21 protein-coding genes and 1 other annotated feature (1 of these 22 running past the window's edge) are annotated in these 19,808 nt (G+C 36.3%); of the genes, 12 read left to right on the top strand and 9 right to left on the bottom strand.

The genetic code is table 11. From position 1 onward, the window contains the following. Nucleotides 1-186 precede the first annotated feature (186 nt). On the top strand, nucleotides 187-1,074 hold the full coding sequence (locus tag ACUN0F_RS27710) for a helix-turn-helix domain-containing protein (RefSeq protein WP_060489311.1): 888 nt from the start codon (nucleotides 187-189) through the stop codon (nucleotides 1,072-1,074). 529 nt (nucleotides 1,075-1,603) lie between these two features. On the opposite strand, the gene ACUN0F_RS27705 is transcribed toward ACUN0F_RS27710, so the two are convergent. Then, nucleotides 1,604-2,095: a YajQ family cyclic di-GMP-binding protein gene (locus tag ACUN0F_RS27705; RefSeq protein ID WP_001040146.1), complete on the bottom strand. Its 492-nt coding sequence runs from the start codon at nucleotides 2,093-2,095 to the stop codon at nucleotides 1,604-1,606. Between the two features lie 290 nt (nucleotides 2,096-2,385). Between ACUN0F_RS27705 and ACUN0F_RS27700 the strand changes: the two genes are divergently transcribed. Further along, nucleotides 2,386-3,240 (top strand): CvfB family protein, encoded by an 855-nt coding sequence (locus ACUN0F_RS27700; RefSeq protein ID WP_000281279.1) that lies wholly within the window; start codon nucleotides 2,386-2,388, stop codon nucleotides 3,238-3,240. A 52-nt stretch (nucleotides 3,241-3,292) separates the two neighbouring features. On the opposite strand, the gene prsA is transcribed toward ACUN0F_RS27700, so the two are convergent. Both prsA and ACUN0F_RS27690 read right to left on the bottom strand, forming a co-directional pair. Continuing rightward, nucleotides 3,293-4,150, bottom strand: coding sequence for a peptidylprolyl isomerase PrsA (gene prsA / locus ACUN0F_RS27695; protein ID WP_088121621.1), 858 nt, complete (start codon nucleotides 4,148-4,150; stop codon nucleotides 3,293-3,295). Between the two features lie 130 nt (nucleotides 4,151-4,280). After that, a complete protein-coding gene (locus tag ACUN0F_RS27690; RefSeq protein ID WP_001120852.1) occupies nucleotides 4,281-4,412 on the bottom strand; it encodes a DUF3941 domain-containing protein in 132 nt (43 codons plus the stop codon). 100 nt (nucleotides 4,413-4,512) lie between these two features. Here ACUN0F_RS27690 and ACUN0F_RS27685 point away from each other — a divergent pair, with 100 nt between their 5' ends. Beyond that, the gene (locus ACUN0F_RS27685; RefSeq protein ID WP_000364450.1) at nucleotides 4,513-5,370 is read left to right on the top strand and encodes a YitT family protein; all 858 of its coding nucleotides are present in this window, start codon (nucleotides 4,513-4,515) and stop codon (nucleotides 5,368-5,370) included. A gap of 26 nt (nucleotides 5,371-5,396) precedes the next feature. Here ACUN0F_RS27685 and ACUN0F_RS27680 read toward each other — a convergent pair whose 3' ends face one another. From ACUN0F_RS27680 to ACUN0F_RS27670, 3 genes are all read right to left on the bottom strand, one after another. Beyond that, nucleotides 5,397-5,594 (bottom strand): DUF3813 domain-containing protein, encoded by a 198-nt coding sequence (locus ACUN0F_RS27680; protein WP_046957006.1) that lies wholly within the window; start codon nucleotides 5,592-5,594, stop codon nucleotides 5,397-5,399. Continuing rightward, nucleotides 5,595-5,735, bottom strand: coding sequence for a hypothetical protein (locus tag ACUN0F_RS27675; protein ID WP_000516816.1), 141 nt, complete (start codon nucleotides 5,733-5,735; stop codon nucleotides 5,595-5,597). A gap of 104 nt (nucleotides 5,736-5,839) precedes the next feature. Beyond that, nucleotides 5,840-6,649, bottom strand: a complete 810-nt coding sequence (locus tag ACUN0F_RS27670; protein WP_046957007.1) for a Cof-type HAD-IIB family hydrolase — start codon at nucleotides 6,647-6,649, stop codon at nucleotides 5,840-5,842. Nucleotides 6,650-7,140: 491 nt separating this feature from the next. Between ACUN0F_RS27670 and ACUN0F_RS27665 the strand changes: the two genes are divergently transcribed. Together ACUN0F_RS27665 and clpB are read left to right on the top strand one after the other, a co-directional pair. After that, complete coding sequence (locus ACUN0F_RS27665) at nucleotides 7,141-7,320, top strand: YjzC family protein (protein ID WP_000531420.1); 180 nt, start codon at nucleotides 7,141-7,143, stop codon at nucleotides 7,318-7,320. A 198-nt stretch (nucleotides 7,321-7,518) separates the two neighbouring features. Beyond that, nucleotides 7,519-10,119 carry an ATP-dependent chaperone ClpB gene (gene clpB, locus ACUN0F_RS27660; protein ID WP_264462657.1) on the top strand — a complete coding sequence of 867 codons (2,601 nt, stop codon included), beginning with the start codon at nucleotides 7,519-7,521 and terminating at the stop codon, nucleotides 10,117-10,119. Nucleotides 10,120-10,253: 134 nt separating this feature from the next. Here the strand turns inward: clpB and ACUN0F_RS27655 are convergent, their stop codons facing one another. Next, nucleotides 10,254-11,714, bottom strand: a complete 1,461-nt coding sequence (locus ACUN0F_RS27655) for an IS1182-like element ISBcy1 family transposase (protein WP_445540488.1) — start codon at nucleotides 11,712-11,714, stop codon at nucleotides 10,254-10,256. Between the two features lie 136 nt (nucleotides 11,715-11,850). Next, nucleotides 11,851-12,033, bottom strand: a complete 183-nt coding sequence (locus ACUN0F_RS27650) for a YjzD family protein (protein WP_001211110.1) — start codon at nucleotides 12,031-12,033, stop codon at nucleotides 11,851-11,853. Nucleotides 12,034-12,189: 156 nt separating this feature from the next. On the opposite strand from ACUN0F_RS27650, the gene ACUN0F_RS27645 reads away from it, so the two are divergent. The 7 genes from ACUN0F_RS27645 (at nucleotide 12,190) to ACUN0F_RS27615 (ending at nucleotide 18,270) form a co-directional block, all read left to right on the top strand. Beyond that, complete coding sequence (locus tag ACUN0F_RS27645) at nucleotides 12,190-12,924, top strand: alpha/beta hydrolase (RefSeq protein ID WP_445540487.1); 735 nt, start codon at nucleotides 12,190-12,192, stop codon at nucleotides 12,922-12,924. A 29-nt stretch (nucleotides 12,925-12,953) separates the two neighbouring features. Continuing rightward, nucleotides 12,954-13,826, top strand: a complete 873-nt coding sequence (locus ACUN0F_RS27640; RefSeq protein WP_137052157.1) for an NAD-dependent epimerase/dehydratase family protein — start codon at nucleotides 12,954-12,956, stop codon at nucleotides 13,824-13,826. 53 nt (nucleotides 13,827-13,879) lie between these two features. Beyond that, entirely contained in the window at nucleotides 13,880-14,056 is a 177-nt protein-coding gene (locus tag ACUN0F_RS27635; RefSeq protein WP_001003337.1) for a ComZ family protein, read from the top strand. A gap of 226 nt (nucleotides 14,057-14,282) precedes the next feature. Continuing rightward, nucleotides 14,283-15,215, top strand: a complete 933-nt coding sequence (gene fabH, locus ACUN0F_RS27630; protein ID WP_001100551.1) for a beta-ketoacyl-ACP synthase III — start codon at nucleotides 14,283-14,285, stop codon at nucleotides 15,213-15,215. Between the two features lie 31 nt (nucleotides 15,216-15,246). Then, nucleotides 15,247-16,485, top strand: coding sequence for a beta-ketoacyl-ACP synthase II (gene fabF, locus ACUN0F_RS27625; RefSeq protein WP_000412646.1), 1,239 nt, complete (start codon nucleotides 15,247-15,249; stop codon nucleotides 16,483-16,485). Between the two features lie 106 nt (nucleotides 16,486-16,591). Beyond that, nucleotides 16,592-17,380 carry a DUF2268 domain-containing protein gene (locus ACUN0F_RS27620; protein WP_046957009.1) on the top strand — a complete coding sequence of 263 codons (789 nt, stop codon included), beginning with the start codon at nucleotides 16,592-16,594 and terminating at the stop codon, nucleotides 17,378-17,380. A 143-nt stretch (nucleotides 17,381-17,523) separates the two neighbouring features. Then, nucleotides 17,524-18,270, top strand: a complete 747-nt coding sequence (locus tag ACUN0F_RS27615; RefSeq protein ID WP_000966120.1) for a YjbA family protein — start codon at nucleotides 17,524-17,526, stop codon at nucleotides 18,268-18,270. Between the two features lie 277 nt (nucleotides 18,271-18,547). On the opposite strand, the gene trpS is transcribed toward ACUN0F_RS27615, so the two are convergent. Continuing rightward, nucleotides 18,548-19,537 carry a tryptophan--tRNA ligase gene (trpS, locus tag ACUN0F_RS27610; protein WP_000110998.1) on the bottom strand — a complete coding sequence of 330 codons (990 nt, stop codon included), beginning with the start codon at nucleotides 19,535-19,537 and terminating at the stop codon, nucleotides 18,548-18,550. Nucleotides 19,538-19,611: 74 nt separating this feature from the next. After that, nucleotides 19,612-19,808 (bottom strand) — a binding site (T-box leader); it runs 20 nt beyond the window's last position.

Below are 19,808 nucleotides of genomic sequence, written 5' to 3'. Positions count from 1 at the left end.
AAGGAGGGATACTTTCTCCCTAGCCTGTTTTTCTGTGAAGGAAGACTCTTGCCTCAAAATGCAGCTGAACAAAGAAGTGAAAAGACCGATAGAAGAAACAATAATTGCAACTATATTGATTTTACATTACATTAAAGGGTGAAAAATATTCTGTTACTCATTGAGGGCTATATTTGAGGAGGAAAAATGGAATTTTACGATTTGGGTATTACCATTAAAGAACTTAGAATGAAAAAGAATATATCACAATCTGAATTGTGTCATGGAATATGTTCGCAAAGTCAAATTAGCAAAATAGAAAAAGGTATGATTTATCCATCTAGCATATTGTTATATCAGTTATCTGAAAGACTTGGTATTGATCCAAATAATATTTTCGCACTAACGCAAAATAAAAAACTAAAATATGTAGAAAATGTAAAATATGTAATGAGAGATTGTACAAAACAAAAACAATATAATGAACTTTACGAAATAGTGAAACAAGAGAAAAACGAAAATAATTTCCAGTTAAAAGAAGATAAACAATTTCTAATATGGCATGAAGCCATTGCTATATTTCATGTAAATAAATCAATAAAAACTGCTTTAAATCTTTTAAATAGTGCACTAAAACTAACTGTAACGAATGTTGATTTTTTATCAGAAAGAGAAATAGATATTATGCAGTCGATGGCTATATTTCATTGGGCAAATAAAGAGTATGAAAAGAGTATTACTATATTAAGAAGGTGTTTAACTAATTTTAATAAGTTAGATTTTCCTAGAGATAAAGAGATTAAATTAAAAATCATTTTTAATTTGGCGAAAATTTTAGGTCTTGCAAATCAACATGAAGAGGCAATAAAATACAATGATATGGGGATTAAATTAGCTATTAATCTAAATACTTTATATTTATTAGGTGAATTATATTATGGAAAAGCTTGGAATTTGCTAAAGCTAGAACAATATAATGAAGAAGATGTGGCTGACAACATGAAAAAAGCATTATTTATCTTTGAACTAACAGAAAAAGAAAATCTAATAAAAATGGTTAAAGAAAAATATTTTGAAAAACAAAATAAAAAATGATTCATAATTTCTGATGAATATCTTATTAATTTCTATAAAAAAAGGCACCTTACGGTGTCTTTTTTATAACTTATATCATCAATTATTACATTTTATAGGTTTCTTATACCAAGCTTTGTTGATGTATTTACACTTCGCAGGTGTTGAAGTTTTATGTGTATCCTCGGGTGTAGTTATATTATTAGAACACCCTGCAATATATAGACAGAATGTAGTTAATAAAAAACATAGTATTAATTTCTTCAAATAACCACTTCTAACTCTTGTTTAATTAACATTTTTTCATAAAATAAATTCCTTACTAATTTTACATTACATGAAAGGGCGGAAAATATTCTTATACTCATAATTTGTTACATTTGAGTGGTGAGGGAGGTTTTTGCGCTGATTATTAAAAGGACCTTCTTCATTTATGCATAATAATTAAATACTCATTCCAACTATCCGATTGCTCGTAATCTTAGACTTTGTAATATTTTCTCTACCGCTAAAAAGAAAAACATCCTCTACACAGAGGATGTTTTTCTTTTTAGCGGTAGTTAATAAATTGTACGTCAATCGGTAAGTCAGCACTGCGAACTGCTGCGATAACTGCTTGTAAGTCATCACGGCTTTTCGCTGTAACACGTACTTGGTCATCTTGTACTTGTGTTTTTACTTTTAATTTCATTTCTTTAATGATGTTGTTAATTTTTTTCGCGTTATCTTTATCGATACCTTGTTGAAGTGTTGCGCGTTGGCGAACAGTGTTACCAGTCGCAGCTTCAACTTTTCCGTAATCCAAGTTTTTAATTGGAACGTTACGTTTTACAAGTTTAGAAATTAGAACGTCTTTTACTTGGTCTAATTTGAACTCATCGTCAGAAGTTAAAACTAGTACTTCTTTTTCTAATTTAATATCACTTTTACTTCCTTTAAAGTCATATCGGTTTTGGATTTCCTTTAATGCGATGTTAATTGCGTTTGTTACTTCAGGTAATTCTACTTTCGAAACGATGTCAAAAGAACTATCTTTTGCCATAGTTAGCACCTCCAAATAAATTTCTATCTTTTCATGCACCTAAATAGGCTATGTAATATACATATTAAAGTATAGCGGAAAATACATCGATTAGATAGAGTGTTGCAACTTAAGTGTTTTGACGGATCATCTGTAGGGTAATATAGTCCTATAGATAAAGTCTTTATTTAATTATAGTGAATTTTGGGCAGTTGGACAAATAAAGGAAAAATCGTGTTATAATTAACTTTTGTTTGGAATGATAAAAAATATAAAAAGTTAATTATATATATAGAAGGGAATTAAAAAATATGTATTTACAATTAGGATCGATTGAACAGGTAACTGTTTTACGCGAAACGGAAATCGGCTATATGGTTGGGAATGAAGAAGAAGAAATCTTCTTACATAAAAACGAATTAGTTGGAGAAATTGCAGAAGGCGATACGATTGATGTATTCTTATACCTTGATCACCAAAATCGTATTTCAGCAACAATGAAGGAGCCGCTTATTACAACTTTTGATTGGAACTGGGTAAAGGTTGTAGAAGTTATTCCTAGTTTAGGTGTGTTTGTTAATATTGGTGTATCAAAAGATATACTAATCCCAGCTGATGAGTTCCCGATTTATATGCCAGTATGGCCAGAGGTTGGAGACGAATTATATTGTACGTTAAAATTAACGAATCGTGATCGCCTTATCGCTCTTCCGGCAAGAGACAGTGATATGCAAGAAATTATCGTAGATGCGACGCCATCTATGCGTAATAAAAACGTCAATGGACGTGTGTATCGTTCACTTCAAGTTGGTTCATTCATACTAACTGATGAGCATTTCCGTGCTTTCTTACACCATACTGAAAGAAAAGAACAAGTCCGCATCGGTGAACGTGTAACAGGTCGTATTATTGACGTGAAAGATGACGGTACAATTAATATTTCACTTCTTCCTCGTAAAGAAGAAGGAATGGAAGATGATGCTGCAGTACTTTATGCATATATGGAAGAACGAGGCGGAGCGATGCCGTTTTGGGATAAGAGCAACCCAGAAGACATTAAAGAACGTTTCAATATGAGTAAGGCTGCATTTAAGCGTGCACTTGGTAAGTTGATGAAAGAAGAGAAGGTTTACCAAGAAGAAGGTTGGACGTATTTTAAGAAGTAAATTAAATAAAAAGCACCGCCTTATTTTGCTGTAAAAATAAGGCGGTGCTTTTTTAATTCCCTTGCTCGTGCGCAAGAGTAAACGTATCTTCCAAGTCACTATCATTTATTTTAATATTTGCTTTTTTTAATTCCTTTTGTATTAACTTATGACTGAATGTAGGGTCGGCAATACGTTCTGCTTCTAAGTTTTTACGGATGGAGTCTTTCACTTCATCGTAAGGTTGTAAATCTTTTTTATCAGTTAATTTAATAATATGATAACCGTTTGGTGATTTAACGGGATTGCTAATTTGTCCGACTTTTAGTTTATAGGCAGCTGTTTCAAATTCAGGCGCCATTCTGCCTGAATTGAAGTATCCAAGGTCTCCACCTTTATCTTTTGATAGTAGATCTTGCGATTCTTGTTTTGCTAATTCTTCAAATGAAGCGCCAGCATCTAATTTTTTCTTTATTTCTTTCGCTTCATTTTCGTCACTTACTAAAATATGACTCGCTTTAATTTCTGGTTTATAGTGGTCTTTCACGTCTTTTTCTGTAACACTTTTCTTAATTGCTTCATTCATAGCAAGTTTGAACTTAATTTGATTTTTGAAATCAGCTTCATCTTTTAAACGATTGTTTTCTAGTACAGCTGTGAATTGATCGCCGTATTGCTTTTTCGCTTTTTGTACTTCTTTATCTACATCATCGTCAGATACTTTATATTTTTTCGTGATAACGTCTTGTGCCATCATTTCGTATAGCATGTCTTTTCCGTAACGATCTTTCAACTGTTTTTCGAAGTCGCTCTTCTTAATGGTTGAGTCTGTTGCTGTAGCGACTGTAGCTGAGCTGTTTTTTTGTCCACAAGCAGCTAGCATTAATATACTTATTAGTGCAGTAATAATGAAAATGTGTTTCCCTCTCATGCCAACACCTCATCCGAATATGTTATCGCTATTGTAGAATATAGAAGTGAACATGAAGTGAATTTTTAATGTTTTTTCCCTGTAAAATGTAAAAAAAGTACATCAACAATATTGTTGATGTACGATGGAATCAAAGGTGATCGGTCTTTTTAGAATAGGAACGCTTACCTTGCTGAATATTTTTTTGTTCTTGCTCATTTTTTTGTGTACGCTTTGCATTATTATCGCGTGCTTTTTTGTCGTTATCACTCGTATGTGGCATATGTATCAACTCCATTTCTAAACGTTGTACGTTTATCATTTCCTTTTTCGTAAAGACTATGTATAGCAGTGCATTCATGAATAATAAAGGTGGATTCGAAATGGATTTGAAGTTGAATTATACCGAACTTATAAAGAAGTTAATCGTTGTAATTGTCGCAGGTTTGTTAAACGCGATTGGAATGAATTTATTTTTAACGCCAGCGAAAGTGTACGCGAGTGGCTTTGCTGGATTGTCTCAATTGTTATCACAAATATTAGGTGACTTTTTATCTATTCACATATCAACGGGGGTATTGTTTAGTTTGTTTAATATTCCCGTCGTTATTTTAGCATGGAAAAAGGTTGGAAAGGCCTTTACTTTCTTTAGTTTTCTTTGCGTCATATTTATGACTTTGTTTCTAGAAATTATCCCGGTTAGAGCAGTTTCGAACGATATTATATTAAATGCGATTTTTGGTGGGATTATTTCAGCAATTGGGGTAGGGATTGCGTTGAAGTGGGGGGCTTCTACAGGTGGTTTAGATATTATCGCCATGATTTTATCAAAGATTAAAGACAAGCCTATCGGTACGTATTTTTTCTTCTTTAATGCACTGATCATTATCGCCGCTGGCTATGTGTATGGATGGGAAAAAGCATTATATACTTTGGTGACTTTGTATGTGTCAACACGAATTATCGATGCGATTCATACGCGTCATGTGAAGATTACAGCACTAATTGTTACGAAGAATGGGGCAGATGTACGAAAGGCGATTCATTCTCGCTTAGTGAGGGGGATTACAACTATACCAGCAACAGGCGCTTATACAAATGAAAATAAGGAAATGTTAATGATTGTTATTACGCGTTATGAGTTATATGAATTAGAAAGGGTTATTAGGCAAGTGGACCCAGGTGCATTTACAAATGTATTACAGACGGTTGGGGTGTTTGGCTTGTTTCGAAAAGATTAAAGAGGACCAAAGCTGGTCCTCTTTTTTTAATGTAAATTCGTAATATTTTGCAACTGCTCCTGCATTTCACGTAGCTGAACTTTTTCAGCTGTTGAAGAGTTTGCATAAGCAGAGTGCAAAGCGTTTTTTGCTCTATATACGAGATCTTGTTGCTCAGTACCGCTTGAACAAGTGACGGCATTTGCAACGGCATCTCTAGCTTGTTGGAATAGTAAGTTCCCCATTTAAACCCCTCCAAAAGAAGAGTTACTTCTCGCTTTTTCTGCCTCAGCTAATGTACCTCTGTACGGGAATCTTGCATCATGCTTCATAACAGCATCGGCTCCTTGTTGGATAAAACGTTTTGATTTGTTCTTTTTACCCATTCGAAAAACCCCCTTTATTTAGCTGAAAACAATCGACGCGATAATCCGGCGTCTAATAATAGTATGAGCGTTTGGCGAGAAACTATAAGCAGGGAATTTTTAGATTATAATCCAAGAACCTCTTCTAAATATAGCGCAATACCATCTTCTTCATTCGTTAATGTCGTATGATTTGCGAGTGATTTTAATTCAGGAATTGCATTACCCATTGCGATGCCATGACCAGCAAATTCAATCATTTCAAAGTCGTTATCTTCATCACCGAAAGCGATAATTCGCTCTTGTGGAATGTTGTAATGACTAGAAATTTTTTGTAATCCGACAGCTTTATTTAACCCGCTTTTTACGATTTCAATAATCGGCCAAGGTGCGCCCCATTTTCTATGGTCGATTACTTCAGCGTGCATATCAGTTAAATGTTGACGAATTGCACTGGAATGCTCGTCATGTGCGTCAATTAATAAGCAGGTTGGATGGTCGTTTAAAATATTTAATAAGTCTCCTGTAAAAATATTTGGAGAACCGAATTCGAAAATATGTTTTTTATCTTCATCAATTTCACGAACATACACATCGTCCATTACTTCAGCGTATATATTTTTCACACCAAAATCAAAGCAAGCTCGGACAATTTCTTGGGCTGTTGCTAGCTCAAGAGGAGAGTGATGTGTTCCCCACTTTAAATCAAGAGGATGATGTACGTAAGCGCCATTAAAGTTTACGATTGGTGTGTTAAGACCGAGTTCTTTATAGTAATCAAAACTAGCACGGAATGGACGTCCTGTTGAAATAACGACAATATGTCCTTGTTCCTTTGCTTTTGCAATTGTATGTTTTGTTCGAGTGGAAATTATTTTGTTGTCTGTTAATAAAGTGCCGTCTAAGTCTAATGCGATTAAATGCTGTTTATTCATAATTTCACCTCTTATAATAATTTTTTTGTTTCTATCTATATTTCCGTTTTTAATATGCAGAAATAAGAGGTTGAACTGGGTGAGAACACCAAAGATGGAAAGTTCACTATATATCCATCTTACGTCGCAAAGTGCTGTGGTGTCTACTATTTCTCGCTGGAAATTAAGAAAAGTCAACATCTTTTTAGAAAGTTCAAACAATGTTTCTTTCATTATGTACAAATTGTGAAAAGGGTTACATTGCTCGTGTGATGAGGCTTATAATGAACATGTAATCTTCTCGTATATGTTTGACTCTCCTTTGAAGCTGGCCTATAGTAGGTTGGTTTCTTTTTTTCTACAAATAGGAAAGAAATCCCTTCCTAAGCTTGTATCATTCATGTATATGTACAAGAACGGAATGTAGTACTTGTTTCCTAAACATGACAGAAAAGCTTTCTTTTAAAATGGATATACTAATGAGGCAAAGACGTCATGGAAGGAGAATGGAAATGGGACAAAATCGCAGGTTTCGTTCTGGACAAAAAGCGCCAAACGATGGCATTTACGTAGAAATTGGTGAAACAGGAAGTATGGTAAAAGATCCGCAAATGGTGAAATTAACTGCGGGTGAAAAGTTTCCAGATAACGCGAATCATAACCGTCAGTGGACATATAAAAGAAAACCGTAACAGGAGCCGCAATCATTATTGCGGCTTTTTTGTCGTTATGCATTGCGTATATTTTTCAGTTGTATAATGAATGTTCCCTTTTTCTTTTTCCAATAATAAGTTTGAAAATACATAAGCAAAATTATTGTATAAAAAAGTCAGTTGGCGTATAATCAAACCAAAGGTCAAAGAAAGTCAAACATTTGGAGGACTGTAAAGATGGACTTAAATCAAATGACAACAAAAACACAAGAGGCGATTATGAGTGCCCAATCTTTAGCGGTATCTCATCATCATCAAGAAGTAGATACTGTTCATCTCTTGTTTACATTATTAGAAGAGCAAGATGGGTTAGCAGTGCGTATTTTTCAAAAAATGAATGTCGATATAGAAGCGTTAAAGCAAGGCGTCGAAAGTTTAATTAAGAAAAAACCTTCTGTAACGGGAAGCGGTGCAGAAGTAGGAAAATTATATATAACAGGTGCTCTGCAACAACTACTTGTAAGAGCAGGAAAAGAAGCAGAGAAATTGCAAGATGACTACATTTCAGTTGAACATGTATTGCTTGCTTTTTCAGAAGAAAAAGGCGATATAAATCAATTACTTACAAGATTTCACATTACGAAAGATAACTTATTACAGTCTTTAATGAAAGTTCGGGGGAATCAAAGAGTGACTAGTCAAAATCCAGAAGCAACTTATGAAGCGTTAGAAAAATATGGTCGTGATTTAGTGGCGGAAGTGAGAGCAGGGAAAATTGATCCTGTTATCGGTCGCGATAGTGAAATCCGCCGCGTAATCCGCATTCTTTCACGTAAAACGAAAAACAACCCGGTTTTAATTGGTGAACCCGGTGTTGGTAAAACAGCAATCGTTGAAGGATTAGCACAGCGTATTGTGAAGAAGGACGTACCAGAAGGATTAAAAGATAGAACAATCTTCGCATTAGATATGAGTGCGCTTGTAGCTGGAGCGAAATTCCGTGGTGAGTTTGAAGAGCGTCTGCAAGCTGTATTAAATGAAATTAAAAAGAGTGAAGGTCGCATTTTATTATTCATTGATGAACTTCACACAATCGTCGGCGCTGGTAAAACAGAAGGTGCGATGGACGCAGGAAATATGTTAAAACCGATGCTTGCGCGTGGTGAACTGCATTGTATCGGGGCGACAACGTTAGATGAGTATCGTAAATATATTGAGAAAGATCCAGCGCTAGAAAGACGTTTCCAACAAGTATTAGCAGAAGAACCAACTGTTGAAGATACAATTTCCATTTTACGTGGTTTAAAAGAGCGCTTTGAAATTTATCATGGTGTAAATATTCATGACCGCGCGATTGTAGCAGCATCCGTTTTATCAGATCGATATATTTCGGATCGTTTCTTACCAGATAAAGCGATTGATCTTGTTGACGAAGCGTGCGCAACGATTCGAACAGAGATTGATTCTATGCCAACAGAATTAGATGAAGTAACGCGTCGTATTATGCAGCTGGAAATTGAAGAAGCGGCTCTTGGAAAAGAGAAGGACTTTGGTAGCCAAGAACGCCTGAAAACGTTGCAACTTGAATTGTCAGATTTAAAAGAAGTTGCAAGTGGTATGAGAGCGAAATGGGAAAAAGAAAAAGAAGATATTCACAAAGTTCGTGACTTACGTGAACATCTAGAGCGCTTGCGCCGTGAGTTAGAAGAAGCAGAAGGAAATTACGATTTAAATAAAGCAGCTGAACTTCGTCACGGGAAAATTCCAGCTATCGAAAAAGAGTTAAAAGAAGCGGAAGAAATGGGTGCACATAATAAACAAGAGAATCGCTTATTACGTGAGGAAGTAAGTGAAGAAGAGATTGCTGATATTGTTTCACGCTGGACTGGTATTCCTGTCGCAAAACTCGTTGAAGGTGAACGCGAGAAATTACTACGCTTAGAGCAAATTTTATCAGAGCGTGTCATCGGACAAGAGGAAGCGGTAAGCTTAGTATCAGACGCAGTTCTTCGTGCACGCGCTGGTATTAAAGACCCGAACCGTCCAATTGGTTCCTTCATCTTTTTAGGACCGACAGGTGTTGGTAAAACAGAACTTGCAAAAACGTTAGCACAGTCTTTATTCGATAGTGAAGAGCAAATGATTCGTATCGACATGTCTGAGTATATGGAGAAACACGCTGTGTCACGCTTAATTGGTGCGCCTCCTGGATATGTTGGGTATGAAGAGGGCGGTCAATTAACAGAAGCGGTAAGACGTAAACCGTATTCAGTTATTTTGTTAGACGAAATCGAAAAAGCACATCCGGAAGTATTCAACATTTTATTACAAATGTTAGATGATGGACGCATTACAGATTCTCAAGGACGTACAGTAGACTTTAAAAACACGGTTATTATTATGACTTCAAATATTGGATCCGCTCATTTGTTAGATGGATTAAAAGCAGATGGCTCAATTAAAGAGGAATCAAGAGAACTTGTAATGGGGCAATTAAGAGGACATTTCCGACCAGAGTTTTTAAACCGTGTCGATGAAATTATTTTATTCAAACCTCTTACAACGAATGAAATTAAAGGTATTGTTGATAAAATTGTAAAAGAATTACAAGGTCGTTTAGCTGACCGTCATATTACAGTAGAATTAACAGACGCAGCGAGAGAATTTGTTGTAGAAGCTGGCTTTGATCCGATGTACGGAGCTCGTCCATTAAAACGATATGTACAGCGTCAAGTTGAGACGAAATTAGCGAGAGAATTAATTGCAGGAACAATTACTGATAACAGTCACGTAGTTGTTGATGTAGAAAATAACGAATTAGTCGTTCATGTAAAGTAAAATAAAAAAGAGTTCGGATAAAATCGAGGGCACTGAAAAACTTACGTTTTTCGGTTTATAAACCGGATGCAAAACAAGAAAGGCGACTTTTCATTCAATTTTGAATGAAAAGTCGCCTTTCCCTTTATTCTTTTTTACTTTGTTTCTTTTATCAAGGTTAGGATTCGTTTTAAATTGACAGCGAATATAGCCATTACACCTTGCATTTGCATACCAATCAGACCCGAGGAAGATGCCACATCATACCCGTGTCTATGCTTAAGTTCACTATTTTTCGCTTCAATTTTATAACGTTCTTTCCCCTTTTCTTTAAAATATGCACTTTCTTGAAATGCTTGTTGTTCCTTATGTTCAGTAGATTTAATTGTCACAGAATATGTTTTACTTTTAGCGCCTTCTTTGTAACACCCACTTTTGAATGGACATACTTTGCATTTTTCAATATCAAAATAGTAGGTATGACTTTGACTATTGTTTGTTCCCTTTTTACCCGTACGTGCTCTACGAACGGCCATATGTCCAGCTTTACAGACATACATACCCGCATCTTTATTAAACTCAAATTCATCTTCTTTTTTACGTGGCCCTTGTGTCACAATAGGGTTTAATTTCGATACTAATTGTAATTGATTTTGGTTGGCATATTGAATATTATTTTTCTCAGAATAAGCAGTATCTCCAATAACTGTATCAATTTCCATCCCTGTTTCACGACTTTTTTCAATCAATGTTTGAAGGTATTTTCCATCGCTTTTTTCACCCGTTGTAATCACCGCAGCTGTAATGATGCGTTCTTCATTCATCGCAATATGTGTTTTATAACCAAAGAAAGAAGAATCCGCTGTTTTATGTCCAATTCGCGCATCAGGATCTTGCGAAAATTGGAGGTGTTCTTGGTGATCTTCTACGATTTCTTTTAAATAATTCAGTTTCTCTTTCACATTTGGATATTCACGAATGATTTCCTCTTTTTCTACTGTTTCAATTACTTTTTGACAATATTCAAGTTCGTCACTTAAGTCATCTGTCATTGTTTTTGGTGGGAACTTTCCCTTCATTCCTTCGTCAACTTGATAAACAGCTTTGCGGAGTAATTTGGATTTCTCCATTACAAATTCTTTCGGCGATTTTTGATTGAAGCGTGCTTTTGTATGTGTGGCATCAACAATAATAGATTTATTTTTAATCAAGTTTTTTTCGAGTGCAATTTCCACTGTTTTTTGAATGAGCATGTCAAGTAACCCTACATCTGTCAGACGAAGCTTGCGGAACTTCGTTAATGAACTAGGGTCAATGACCATATCTTCTGGTGCCATATCTAAGAAATATTTAAAGGACATATCGTATTTTGAGCGTTCCACAACATCTACATCTGATAAATCAAAAATAGATTTTAGTAATAAATATTTAAACATACGAACAGGCGGCACTGCATTGCGACCGTTATCGAGACAATATTTATCTTGTAGTTCTTCTAAAACAAAAGAAAAGTCTACCAGTTCATTAAATTGACGAAGCATATTATCCTTTGGTACAACGATATCGTAAATCGCCATAAATGGACTGAGGTTAAGAGATTGTTGATTAGAAATCATCCGAGACACCACCTAGAATTAGTATAATTATTATACATGAAAAAAGCGAAAGCTTCCTCGATTTCATCGAGGAAGCTTTCGCTTTTTAAACTATAAGGACTTTTTCAGTGCCCTCGATAAAATCCGGACTCTTTTTTTAGTGTTGTTCTACTGGCTCGTTTGGAATTGTAGCTGAAATTGCTAGTACGAATACCGCAAGAACAACTGAGAAAATAGACGCTTGGTTAAAATCGTATGTACCGCCAGTCATAGAGCCGATTACGTAGCTCATCATATGTACAAGCGCGAACGACCAAATTAATGCCCAAATGAAACGCATATTTTACACCTCTATTCGTTCAATCTGTCCTTATTGTAACACAATTGAAAAAAGAATATAGAAAAATATTTGTAGATTTTTCAACGCAAATTCGCATTCCGTTCATACATTATAGAAGAGTACTTTTATACGTTTAGAAAATAAGGCGGGGGAAAAATGAGTATTACGGAACGTTTTTTTTACTTAGAAAAAGAACCATGTGTCATTTATTTACCGGAGAAGCCAAATGGATTTTCTGTTATGCTTCTCGGTGATTATAACTACTTTATTGAGAATGGTACAAGTTTATGGACACAGCATGCAGGTAGATCTTATTTTTTACATGGCCTTATTGAGGAAGGCTACACGGTCTTTTCCTCTAATTTATACGGAAGACATTGGGGAAACGACCAATCTGTTCGTCTAGCAAAACGTTTATATGATGTTGTTTTGAGAAAAGAGACATTAAATGCGAAAATGCACATTATGGCAGATGGTATGGGTGCACTTGTAGCACTTGAAATGATGAACAAATACCCTGAATGTATACGCTCTGTCGTTATGTTAAATCCGTGTTTAGATTTACCAGAATATGTGGAGTTTGAAAAAGAGCATAAGTTTTTTTACAAAAGATTAGTGAAGGAATTAAGTTTGGCGTATGATTCCAAAGAAAAAGAATTAGAATCCAAAATAAATAAGAAATCATTTACGCTTCTTCCGTCTTGTGTACCTGTTAAAGTTTTCGTATCAACACAAGAAAAAAGAGGAAGAAAACAGTTGTTACGTAAATATGAGAAAATGAGGCAATTCAATCAATGCGATACTTCTGTCTTATTCCATCTGCAAGATGTGAAATATAAAATGGTTAGGCAAACGACTGATTTCTTTAAAAAATATGAAGAAGAATTGTGAAGCTCCCATATACATAAATGAGGAGCTATTTGTTTCAAGGAGAAAGGGTTGGTGGTATGGAGCGCGTACTAATTATAGGTGCACTTACGTTTGTAGGTTATCACCTTGTGAATAAAATGATTGCAGAAGAAGTAGAAGTGTACGGTCTTGATTTTGATGAATTCGAGAATATGAAAAAAATTAATGAAGAGAAGTTATTGTTGATTGGACGAAATGCGTTATTTACGTATTATTCGATAAGAGATGAAGATGGATGGAGATCAGTAGAAGGAGAGAAGTTCGATACGGTTTACTTTTGCTTGTATGAGCCAAATCAACAAAGTGGTTTTCGGAATGAAAGAGTTATATTACAGTATTTAAAGCGGATTATAAGACTGTGTGCAGAGCAGAAAGTGAAGTTAAATCTAATTTCTTCTATTGAAGTAGGAAACGCAGATGAATCTGAAAATAAACGTTTATTTTTGAAAGTGGAAGAAGGATTGAAAAAAGGAGAGGCACCATATAGTGTATTTCGAGTTCCTACATTATATGGGCCATGGCAACCATCTTTTATGATGTATCATCAGCTCATTTTATCAGAACTGGATGAGAAAGAGTGCCATTATGCGAGTGAGGAAAATGGAAGTGATCTATTGTACGTGGAAGATGTATGTGAATACTTATGGGAAAATGGAATGAACGAGGAGCATCTCGGCATATACAATTTACTTAGTGGTAAAAAGTCATTATGGAAAAAAGGTATGAACCTTTTACGTGCAACGGATAAAGTGAATAAAAAGAATGAGGAAGAACGAAATGATGCTGTCGAGGTTATTTCGATAAAAAGAAATACCCCGTTAGAATACGGTTTAAATAAACAATTGGCACATATGAAAAAATATAAAGAGTTATACGAAGGATAGCGAGCGTGTTACACTATGTATGTGAAAGTTTTAATGGAGAGGAAGAACATAATATGAATGAGAAAAGCATGCAATTTTTACAAATCGCAATGAAGCATTTACCAGAAGCAAAGGCCATCTTAGATTCGAATGGAATTGCGCTTGATATGGAGAAAGCACAACCAGTATTAGAGTTATTGATGAAAGTTATGAACGAAGCATATGAGCTTGGGAAAGCAGATAAAGAATAAAACTTTTTGGAAGGGAAGAGAGGCTCGAACCGTGGATAGAAGCGGTTCGGGCCTTTTTATACTTCAAAAGAAACAGGAAAGGTATGTTTCTGTTTCTTTTAATAAACAATAAAGTGAATAATGCTGGATTTATGGTTTAGCTGAAATATATTCTAGACAAAAATACATTTATGTTTTAAAATTAGTACCAAGTCATAATAATTGATATAAAACGGAGGGCTGCGATGTGAACGTGGGCATTTTAGGGATCGGAAGATATGTGCCAGAAAAAGTAGTCACAAATCACGATTTAGAGAAAATCGTAGATACATCTGATGAATGGATTCGTACGAGAACGGGAATTGCAGAAAGACGCATTGCCGATGATACAATAGATACTTCATATATGGCGGTAGAGGCTTCTAAAAAAGCACTTGAAGATGCCGGGATTAGCGGAGAGGATATCGACCTGATTTTAGTGGCAACAGTAACACCAGATCGCGCATTCCCAGCAGTAGCTTGTGTCATTCAAGAAGCCATTGGCGCAAAACACGCAGCCGCAATGGATTTAAGTGCAGCGTGTGCTGGTTTTATGTACGGAATGATTACAGCGCAGCAATTTATTCAAACGGGAACTTATAAAAATGTATTAGTAGTTGGTAGTGATAAACTATCTAAAATTGTAGACTGGAATGATCGAAATACAGCAGTACTATTTGGAGACGGAGCCGGTGCAATCGTAATGGGGGCTGTTTCAGAAGGAAGAGGCGTTCTATCTTTCGAATTAGGAGCGGACGGAAGCGGCGGTAAGCATCTTTATCAAGACGAGTATGTTATGATGAACGGCAGAGAAGTCTTTAAATTTGCTGTTCGCCAACTTGGAGATTCCTGTCTTCGCGTGTTAGAAAAAGCGGGACTTACGAAAGAGGATGTGGATTTTTTAGTACCACATCAAGCGAATATTCGTATTATGGAATCTGCAAGAGAGAGATTAAATTTACCGCAAGAAAAAATGAGTATGACAATTGAAAAGTTTGGTAATACATCAGCTTCTTCAATTCCAATTGCAATGGTAGAGGAATTGCAAAATGGACGTATTCAAGATGGTGATTTAATTATACTTGTTGGTTTCGGCGGCGGATTAACATGGGGAGCAGTTGCTCTTCGTTGGGGTAAATAAGGACTGAGAGAAAAAAAGGAGTGTATTTTGTATGGAGAAAAAGAGGGTCGTAATTACAGGACTAGGAGCTGTTACACCGATCGGAACAGATGTTGAAACAGCGTGGGAAAACATTAAAAAGGGTGTATCTGGAATCAGACGACTTACAAGAATTGATCCGGAACTGTTTCCAGCAAAAGTAGCAGCAGAAATTAACGACTTTGAAGTCGAGAAATATATTGATAAAAAAGAAGCGCGCCGTATGGATCGCTTTACACAATATGCAGTAGCAGCAGCGAAAATGGCAGTTGCAGATGCAAAGCTTGAAATTACAGAAGAAAACGGACCTCGAATTGGTGTATGGATTGGTTCTGGTATTGGCGGTATGGAAACATACGAAGAACAATTTAAGATTTTTACTGAGAAAGGTCCGCGCCGCGTGAGCCCATTCTTCGTACCGATGATGATTCCAGATATGGCAGCAGGTCAAGTATCGATCGCAACAGGAGCAAAAGGAATTAACACTTGTTCTGTAACGGCTTGTGCATCTGGTGCAAACTCAATTGGTGATGCATTTAAAGCAATTCAGCGTGGTGATGCTGATGCGATGATAACAGGCGGAGCTGAAGCGCCGTTAACAAGTATGGCATTTGCAGGATTTAGTTCAGCGAAAGCATTAACATTTAATGAAGATCCAGCAACAGCTTGCCGTCCGTTTGATAAAAACCGTAGTGGTTTCGTAATGGGTGAAGGTTCAGGTATTTTAATTCTTGAAGAATTAGAGCACGCATTAGCTCGTGGTGCTCACATTTATGCGGAAATCGCTGGTTACGGTGCAACTGGTGATGCATTCCATATTACAATGCCGGCTCCTGGCGGTGAAGGTGGCGTGCGTGCAATGCGTCAAGCTTTAGCAGATGCAGGTCTACAGCCAGAAGATATTGATTACATTAATGCGCACGGTACAAGTACGGATGCGAATGAAAAGTATGAAACGATGGCAATTAAAGAAACGTTCGGTGAGCATGCGTACAAAGTAGCAATTAGCTCAACGAAATCAATGACAGGTCACTTATTAGGAGCAGCTGGTGCTGTTGAAGCGATCTTCTCAATTAAATCAATTACAGACGGAGTAATCCCTCCAACAATTAACTATGAAACACCAGATCCAGAATGTGACTTAGATTACGTACCGAATAAAGCGAGACAACAAGAAGTAAATGCAGTATTAAGTAACTCACTAGGATTCGGTGGTCATAACGCAGTATTAGTATTTAAATCGTATAAATAATAGATGAGATAAGGAGTTTTTTCGCACTATATTGCGAAAAAACTCCTTATTTATTTTTACGCCTTTTTCTCCTTTTGCATATACATAAGAAAAAGGAGGGATAAAGATGGGGATTGTTGAAACTGCTGAGTGGTTACATCTATATTATGGACGGCCAGAAAAGCTGTGTGAAAAGTTTACGAAGTATATCCCGCTACCAAAAGAAAGGTTGTATCGCTTTTTAATTTCTAAAGGTATGTACCGCCCAGTTATACGAGGAGAACAAGAAGTAAAAGAGTTAGAGGAAAAGGAAGTTTGGAAAGAGTTACGTACGGAGTATGAGAAACTGAAAACCTGGTTAAAAGGTCCAGATGTCCCTGTCTTTATTTTATTATCAGATTCCTATAATCGAACTATACAAGAAGAGTATAACGGTAGGGCGGGATTATCTATGCGTCACGTTATTTTCTTATTCGTATGTGGACGGAATTCGGTGGAAGAATTAAAGGTGTTATTGGCGCATGAATATCATCACATATGCAGGTTACATCAAATTGAGACGAAAGAAACAGAATATACATTACTTGATACGATGATTATGGAAGGGCTAGCTGAGCAAGCGGTAACGGAAAGATATTCAGAAAAAAACAATGCACCGTGGACGATGTATCTTTCAAAAGAAGAGGCTATTTATTATTGGAAAAATGTTGTACATGAAAGAATAAGTATAAAACGAGGAACAAGGGAGCACGACATCTTATTAAATGGATTTCACTCTTATCCAAAGATGCTTGGCTATGCGCTTGGATTTCATATTGTCAAAGATTGTGTAACATTGGAAGGAGAAGATACACTTTCTTTATTATCTATAGATGCAAAAGAAATATTGAATAAAGCAAATACATTTCATATATAAAAAACAGGAGCTCTATTTCCTGTTTTTTTTAGTATTAATAGAAGAAAAAATAATAATTAGAATATATTTCCTTAGGTGGAATAAAGTTAAGAAAAATTGAACATAATGATTGATACAAACAGTAGTGAAGTGAGGGGTAGTGAATGTTATATCTACATGATGTATGGGTAAATTGGTTTGAAGGTGAAGAGAATGGGTATAACGTTTGTCATTTTTACGAATGGCGGAAAGATGATACGATTGAGCTATTAGATCAAGTGCCATTATTAAAAGTAGATGCCACATTATATCATTACATCGAGGACGAATTGTTAGAGCTTCCGCAAAAAATGTTGGAAGACGTACATCATAAGGCATATATTCGTAAAAATCATGAACGTTTGCAGCAAGAGTATTGCTTTGTTGTTACAGATGGAAAAGGAATTATTGCGATTGACACAATTGGTTACAATGTACCAATTCGAAAAAGCAGACTTATACCGCGCCAAGAGCAGATGGTATATGAGATGGTAGAAAACGTACAAGCAGAAAAGTATGAGTTCCAAGTAGAAGAAATGGAAAAAGAACATCATATTTTATCACCATCACCTTTCATTATGAATGGCTTAACTCGTAAAGAAAGACAGCTTAAACAATTATTATTTATGGCGTTAGATCAATTACATACAACGAAAAACACAGCAGAAATTCGCTATTGGTTCACAGAGTGGGATCCATCAGCATACGGAATGGTTCAACATATGGAATTTGAAGATATTTGGGCTAAACTGTATGATGAAGCGAAAACAGGCTGGTCTGAGAAGCACGAACAATTATGTGAGCGTCTCGTAAAAGGACAGCCATTTTTTGAAAAGTTATGGGAAATGGAAAACGAGCAAAAGGTAAATTAAAAAACCGCCAATTGGCGGTTTTTTAATTTGTTGTAACTTAGCTCCGGCGGCAAGAATGTTCGGTGGCTTCGCGCCTTCCTGCGAGGCAAAAAGCGCCTCTACGTCAGGAGCTCCATCCCCCTCACATTCTAAGCGAGCCGCTTCCGCTTTATAAGAAATCCAGCTCCGGCTCCTAGCCCTTCGCGTCTAAGAACCTTCCCCACGAGAAGGTAAAAAGCACCTTCTGTGGGGAAGAACCTTAGCCGTCAGGGCTAAACAGTCGCCTCCGCTTTATATGTTACCTACGTTTTCTGCTTAGTCCCATTGCGTTTTCTACTTTGCGTAGTTGTTTGAATGCAACGCGGTTTGCTTTTTCTGCACCTTTGTCTAGAATTTCGTCTAGTTCTGGTGAGTTGATTAGTTCGTTATATTTGTCTTGGATTGGACGAATTGCTTCTACGACTACTGCTGCTAGGTCGCCTTTGAAGTCTCCGTATCCTTTTCCTTCGTACATTGCTTCTATTTCTTCAACTGTTTTTCCAGAGAATGAAGAGTAGATTGTTAATAAGTTAGAGATTCCAGGTTTGTTTTCTTTATCAAATTTCACGATACCTTCAGAATCAGTTACAGCACTTTTAATTTTCTTTTCAATTGTTTTTGGTTCATCAAGCATACTGATCATTGCTTTTGGATTCGGATCAGATTTACTCATTTTTTTCGTAGGTTCTGTTAATGACATAACGCGAGCTCCTACTTTTGGAATACGAATTTCAGGAACAGTGAACACTTCACGGAAGCGTTTGTTGAAACGCTCTGCTAGGTCGCGTGTTAATTCCATATGTTGTTTTTGATCATCACCAACAGGTACGATTTCAGTGTTGTAAAGTAAAATATCAGCAGCCATTAATGGTGGATACGTTAGTAATCCAGCTGGAACTGAATCTCTACCAGAAGATTTATCTTTGTATTGCGTCATACGCTCTAATTCTCCAACGTAAGCAACTGATTGCATAATCCATCCTAGTTGAGCGTGTGCTGGTACTTCTGATTGTACAAATAAAGTAGCTTTTTCAGGATCGATGCCACATGCTACATAAAGTGCAGCAAGACTGCGAATGTTTTTACGAAGTTGTACGGGATCTTGAGGTACTGTAATCGCATGTTGGTTTACAATACAGAAATAACAGTCGTGTTCATTTTGAAGCTCTGTAAATTGCTTCATAGCTCCTAAATAGTTTCCAAGTGTAATCGTTCCACTCGGCTGAATACCAGAAAAGATAACTGACATAAGTAATTCCTCCTAAATTTGAATGCGTGATGGGGAAGAGAAGGCAAACAAAAAAGCCCATTCATCCCAAAAACTATAGGGACGAATGGACCGCGGTACCACCCTAATTATTTCACTACTGTGAAATCTCTCTAATCCATAATAACGTTTGGATATAACGCCAAAGCCTACTACTTTCGGTTCGGTTTGGTGCTCAAAAGCCCATTCCATACTGCGCAATTACTTGTTCACACCAGCCACAAGCTCTCTGAAATTGCCTCAATATGTACTC

The sequence above is a fragment of the Bacillus sp. 1A genome (assembly GCF_052682215.1).
This window is presented reverse-complemented; position numbering and strand designations above follow the sequence as displayed.

Bases quoted from the DNA above. Each gene is read 5' to 3' on its own strand.
- ACUN0F_RS27705 (WP_001040146.1), bottom strand. From the start codon at position 2,095: ATGGCAAAAGATAGTTCTTTTGACATCGTTTCGAAAGTAGAATTACCT.
- ACUN0F_RS27700 (WP_000281279.1), top strand. From the start codon at position 2,386: ATGTATTTACAATTAGGATCGATTGAACAGGTAACTGTTTTACGCGAA.
- ACUN0F_RS27675 (WP_000516816.1), bottom strand. From the start codon at position 5,735: ATGGGTAAAAAGAACAAATCAAAACGTTTTATCCAACAAGGAGCCGAT.
- prsA (WP_088121621.1), bottom strand. From the start codon at position 4,150: ATGAGAGGGAAACACATTTTCATTATTACTGCACTAATAAGTATATTA.
- ACUN0F_RS27710 (WP_060489311.1), top strand. From the start codon at position 187: ATGGAATTTTACGATTTGGGTATTACCATTAAAGAACTTAGAATGAAA.
- ACUN0F_RS27685 (WP_000364450.1), top strand. From the start codon at position 4,513: ATGGATTTGAAGTTGAATTATACCGAACTTATAAAGAAGTTAATCGTT.
- ACUN0F_RS27670 (WP_046957007.1), bottom strand. From the start codon at position 6,649: ATGAATAAACAGCATTTAATCGCATTAGACTTAGACGGCACTTTATTA.
- ACUN0F_RS27645 (WP_445540487.1), top strand. From the start codon at position 12,190: ATGAGTATTACGGAACGTTTTTTTTACTTAGAAAAAGAACCATGTGTC.
- trpS (WP_000110998.1), bottom strand. From the start codon at position 19,537: ATGTCAGTTATCTTTTCTGGTATTCAGCCGAGTGGAACGATTACACTT.
- ACUN0F_RS27665 (WP_000531420.1), top strand. From the start codon at position 7,141: ATGGGACAAAATCGCAGGTTTCGTTCTGGACAAAAAGCGCCAAACGAT.
- ACUN0F_RS27620 (WP_046957009.1), top strand. From the start codon at position 16,592: ATGGGGATTGTTGAAACTGCTGAGTGGTTACATCTATATTATGGACGG.
- ACUN0F_RS27635 (WP_001003337.1), top strand. From the start codon at position 13,880: ATGAATGAGAAAAGCATGCAATTTTTACAAATCGCAATGAAGCATTTA.
- fabF (WP_000412646.1), top strand. From the start codon at position 15,247: ATGGAGAAAAAGAGGGTCGTAATTACAGGACTAGGAGCTGTTACACCG.
- ACUN0F_RS27690 (WP_001120852.1), bottom strand. From the start codon at position 4,412: ATGCCACATACGAGTGATAACGACAAAAAAGCACGCGATAATAATGCA.
- ACUN0F_RS27650 (WP_001211110.1), bottom strand. From the start codon at position 12,033: ATGCGTTTCATTTGGGCATTAATTTGGTCGTTCGCGCTTGTACATATG.
- clpB (WP_264462657.1), top strand. From the start codon at position 7,519: ATGGACTTAAATCAAATGACAACAAAAACACAAGAGGCGATTATGAGT.
- ACUN0F_RS27680 (WP_046957006.1), bottom strand. From the start codon at position 5,594: ATGGGGAACTTACTATTCCAACAAGCTAGAGATGCCGTTGCAAATGCC.
- ACUN0F_RS27655 (WP_445540488.1), bottom strand. From the start codon at position 11,714: ATGATTTCTAATCAACAATCTCTTAACCTCAGTCCATTTATGGCGATT.
- ACUN0F_RS27615 (WP_000966120.1), top strand. From the start codon at position 17,524: ATGTTATATCTACATGATGTATGGGTAAATTGGTTTGAAGGTGAAGAG.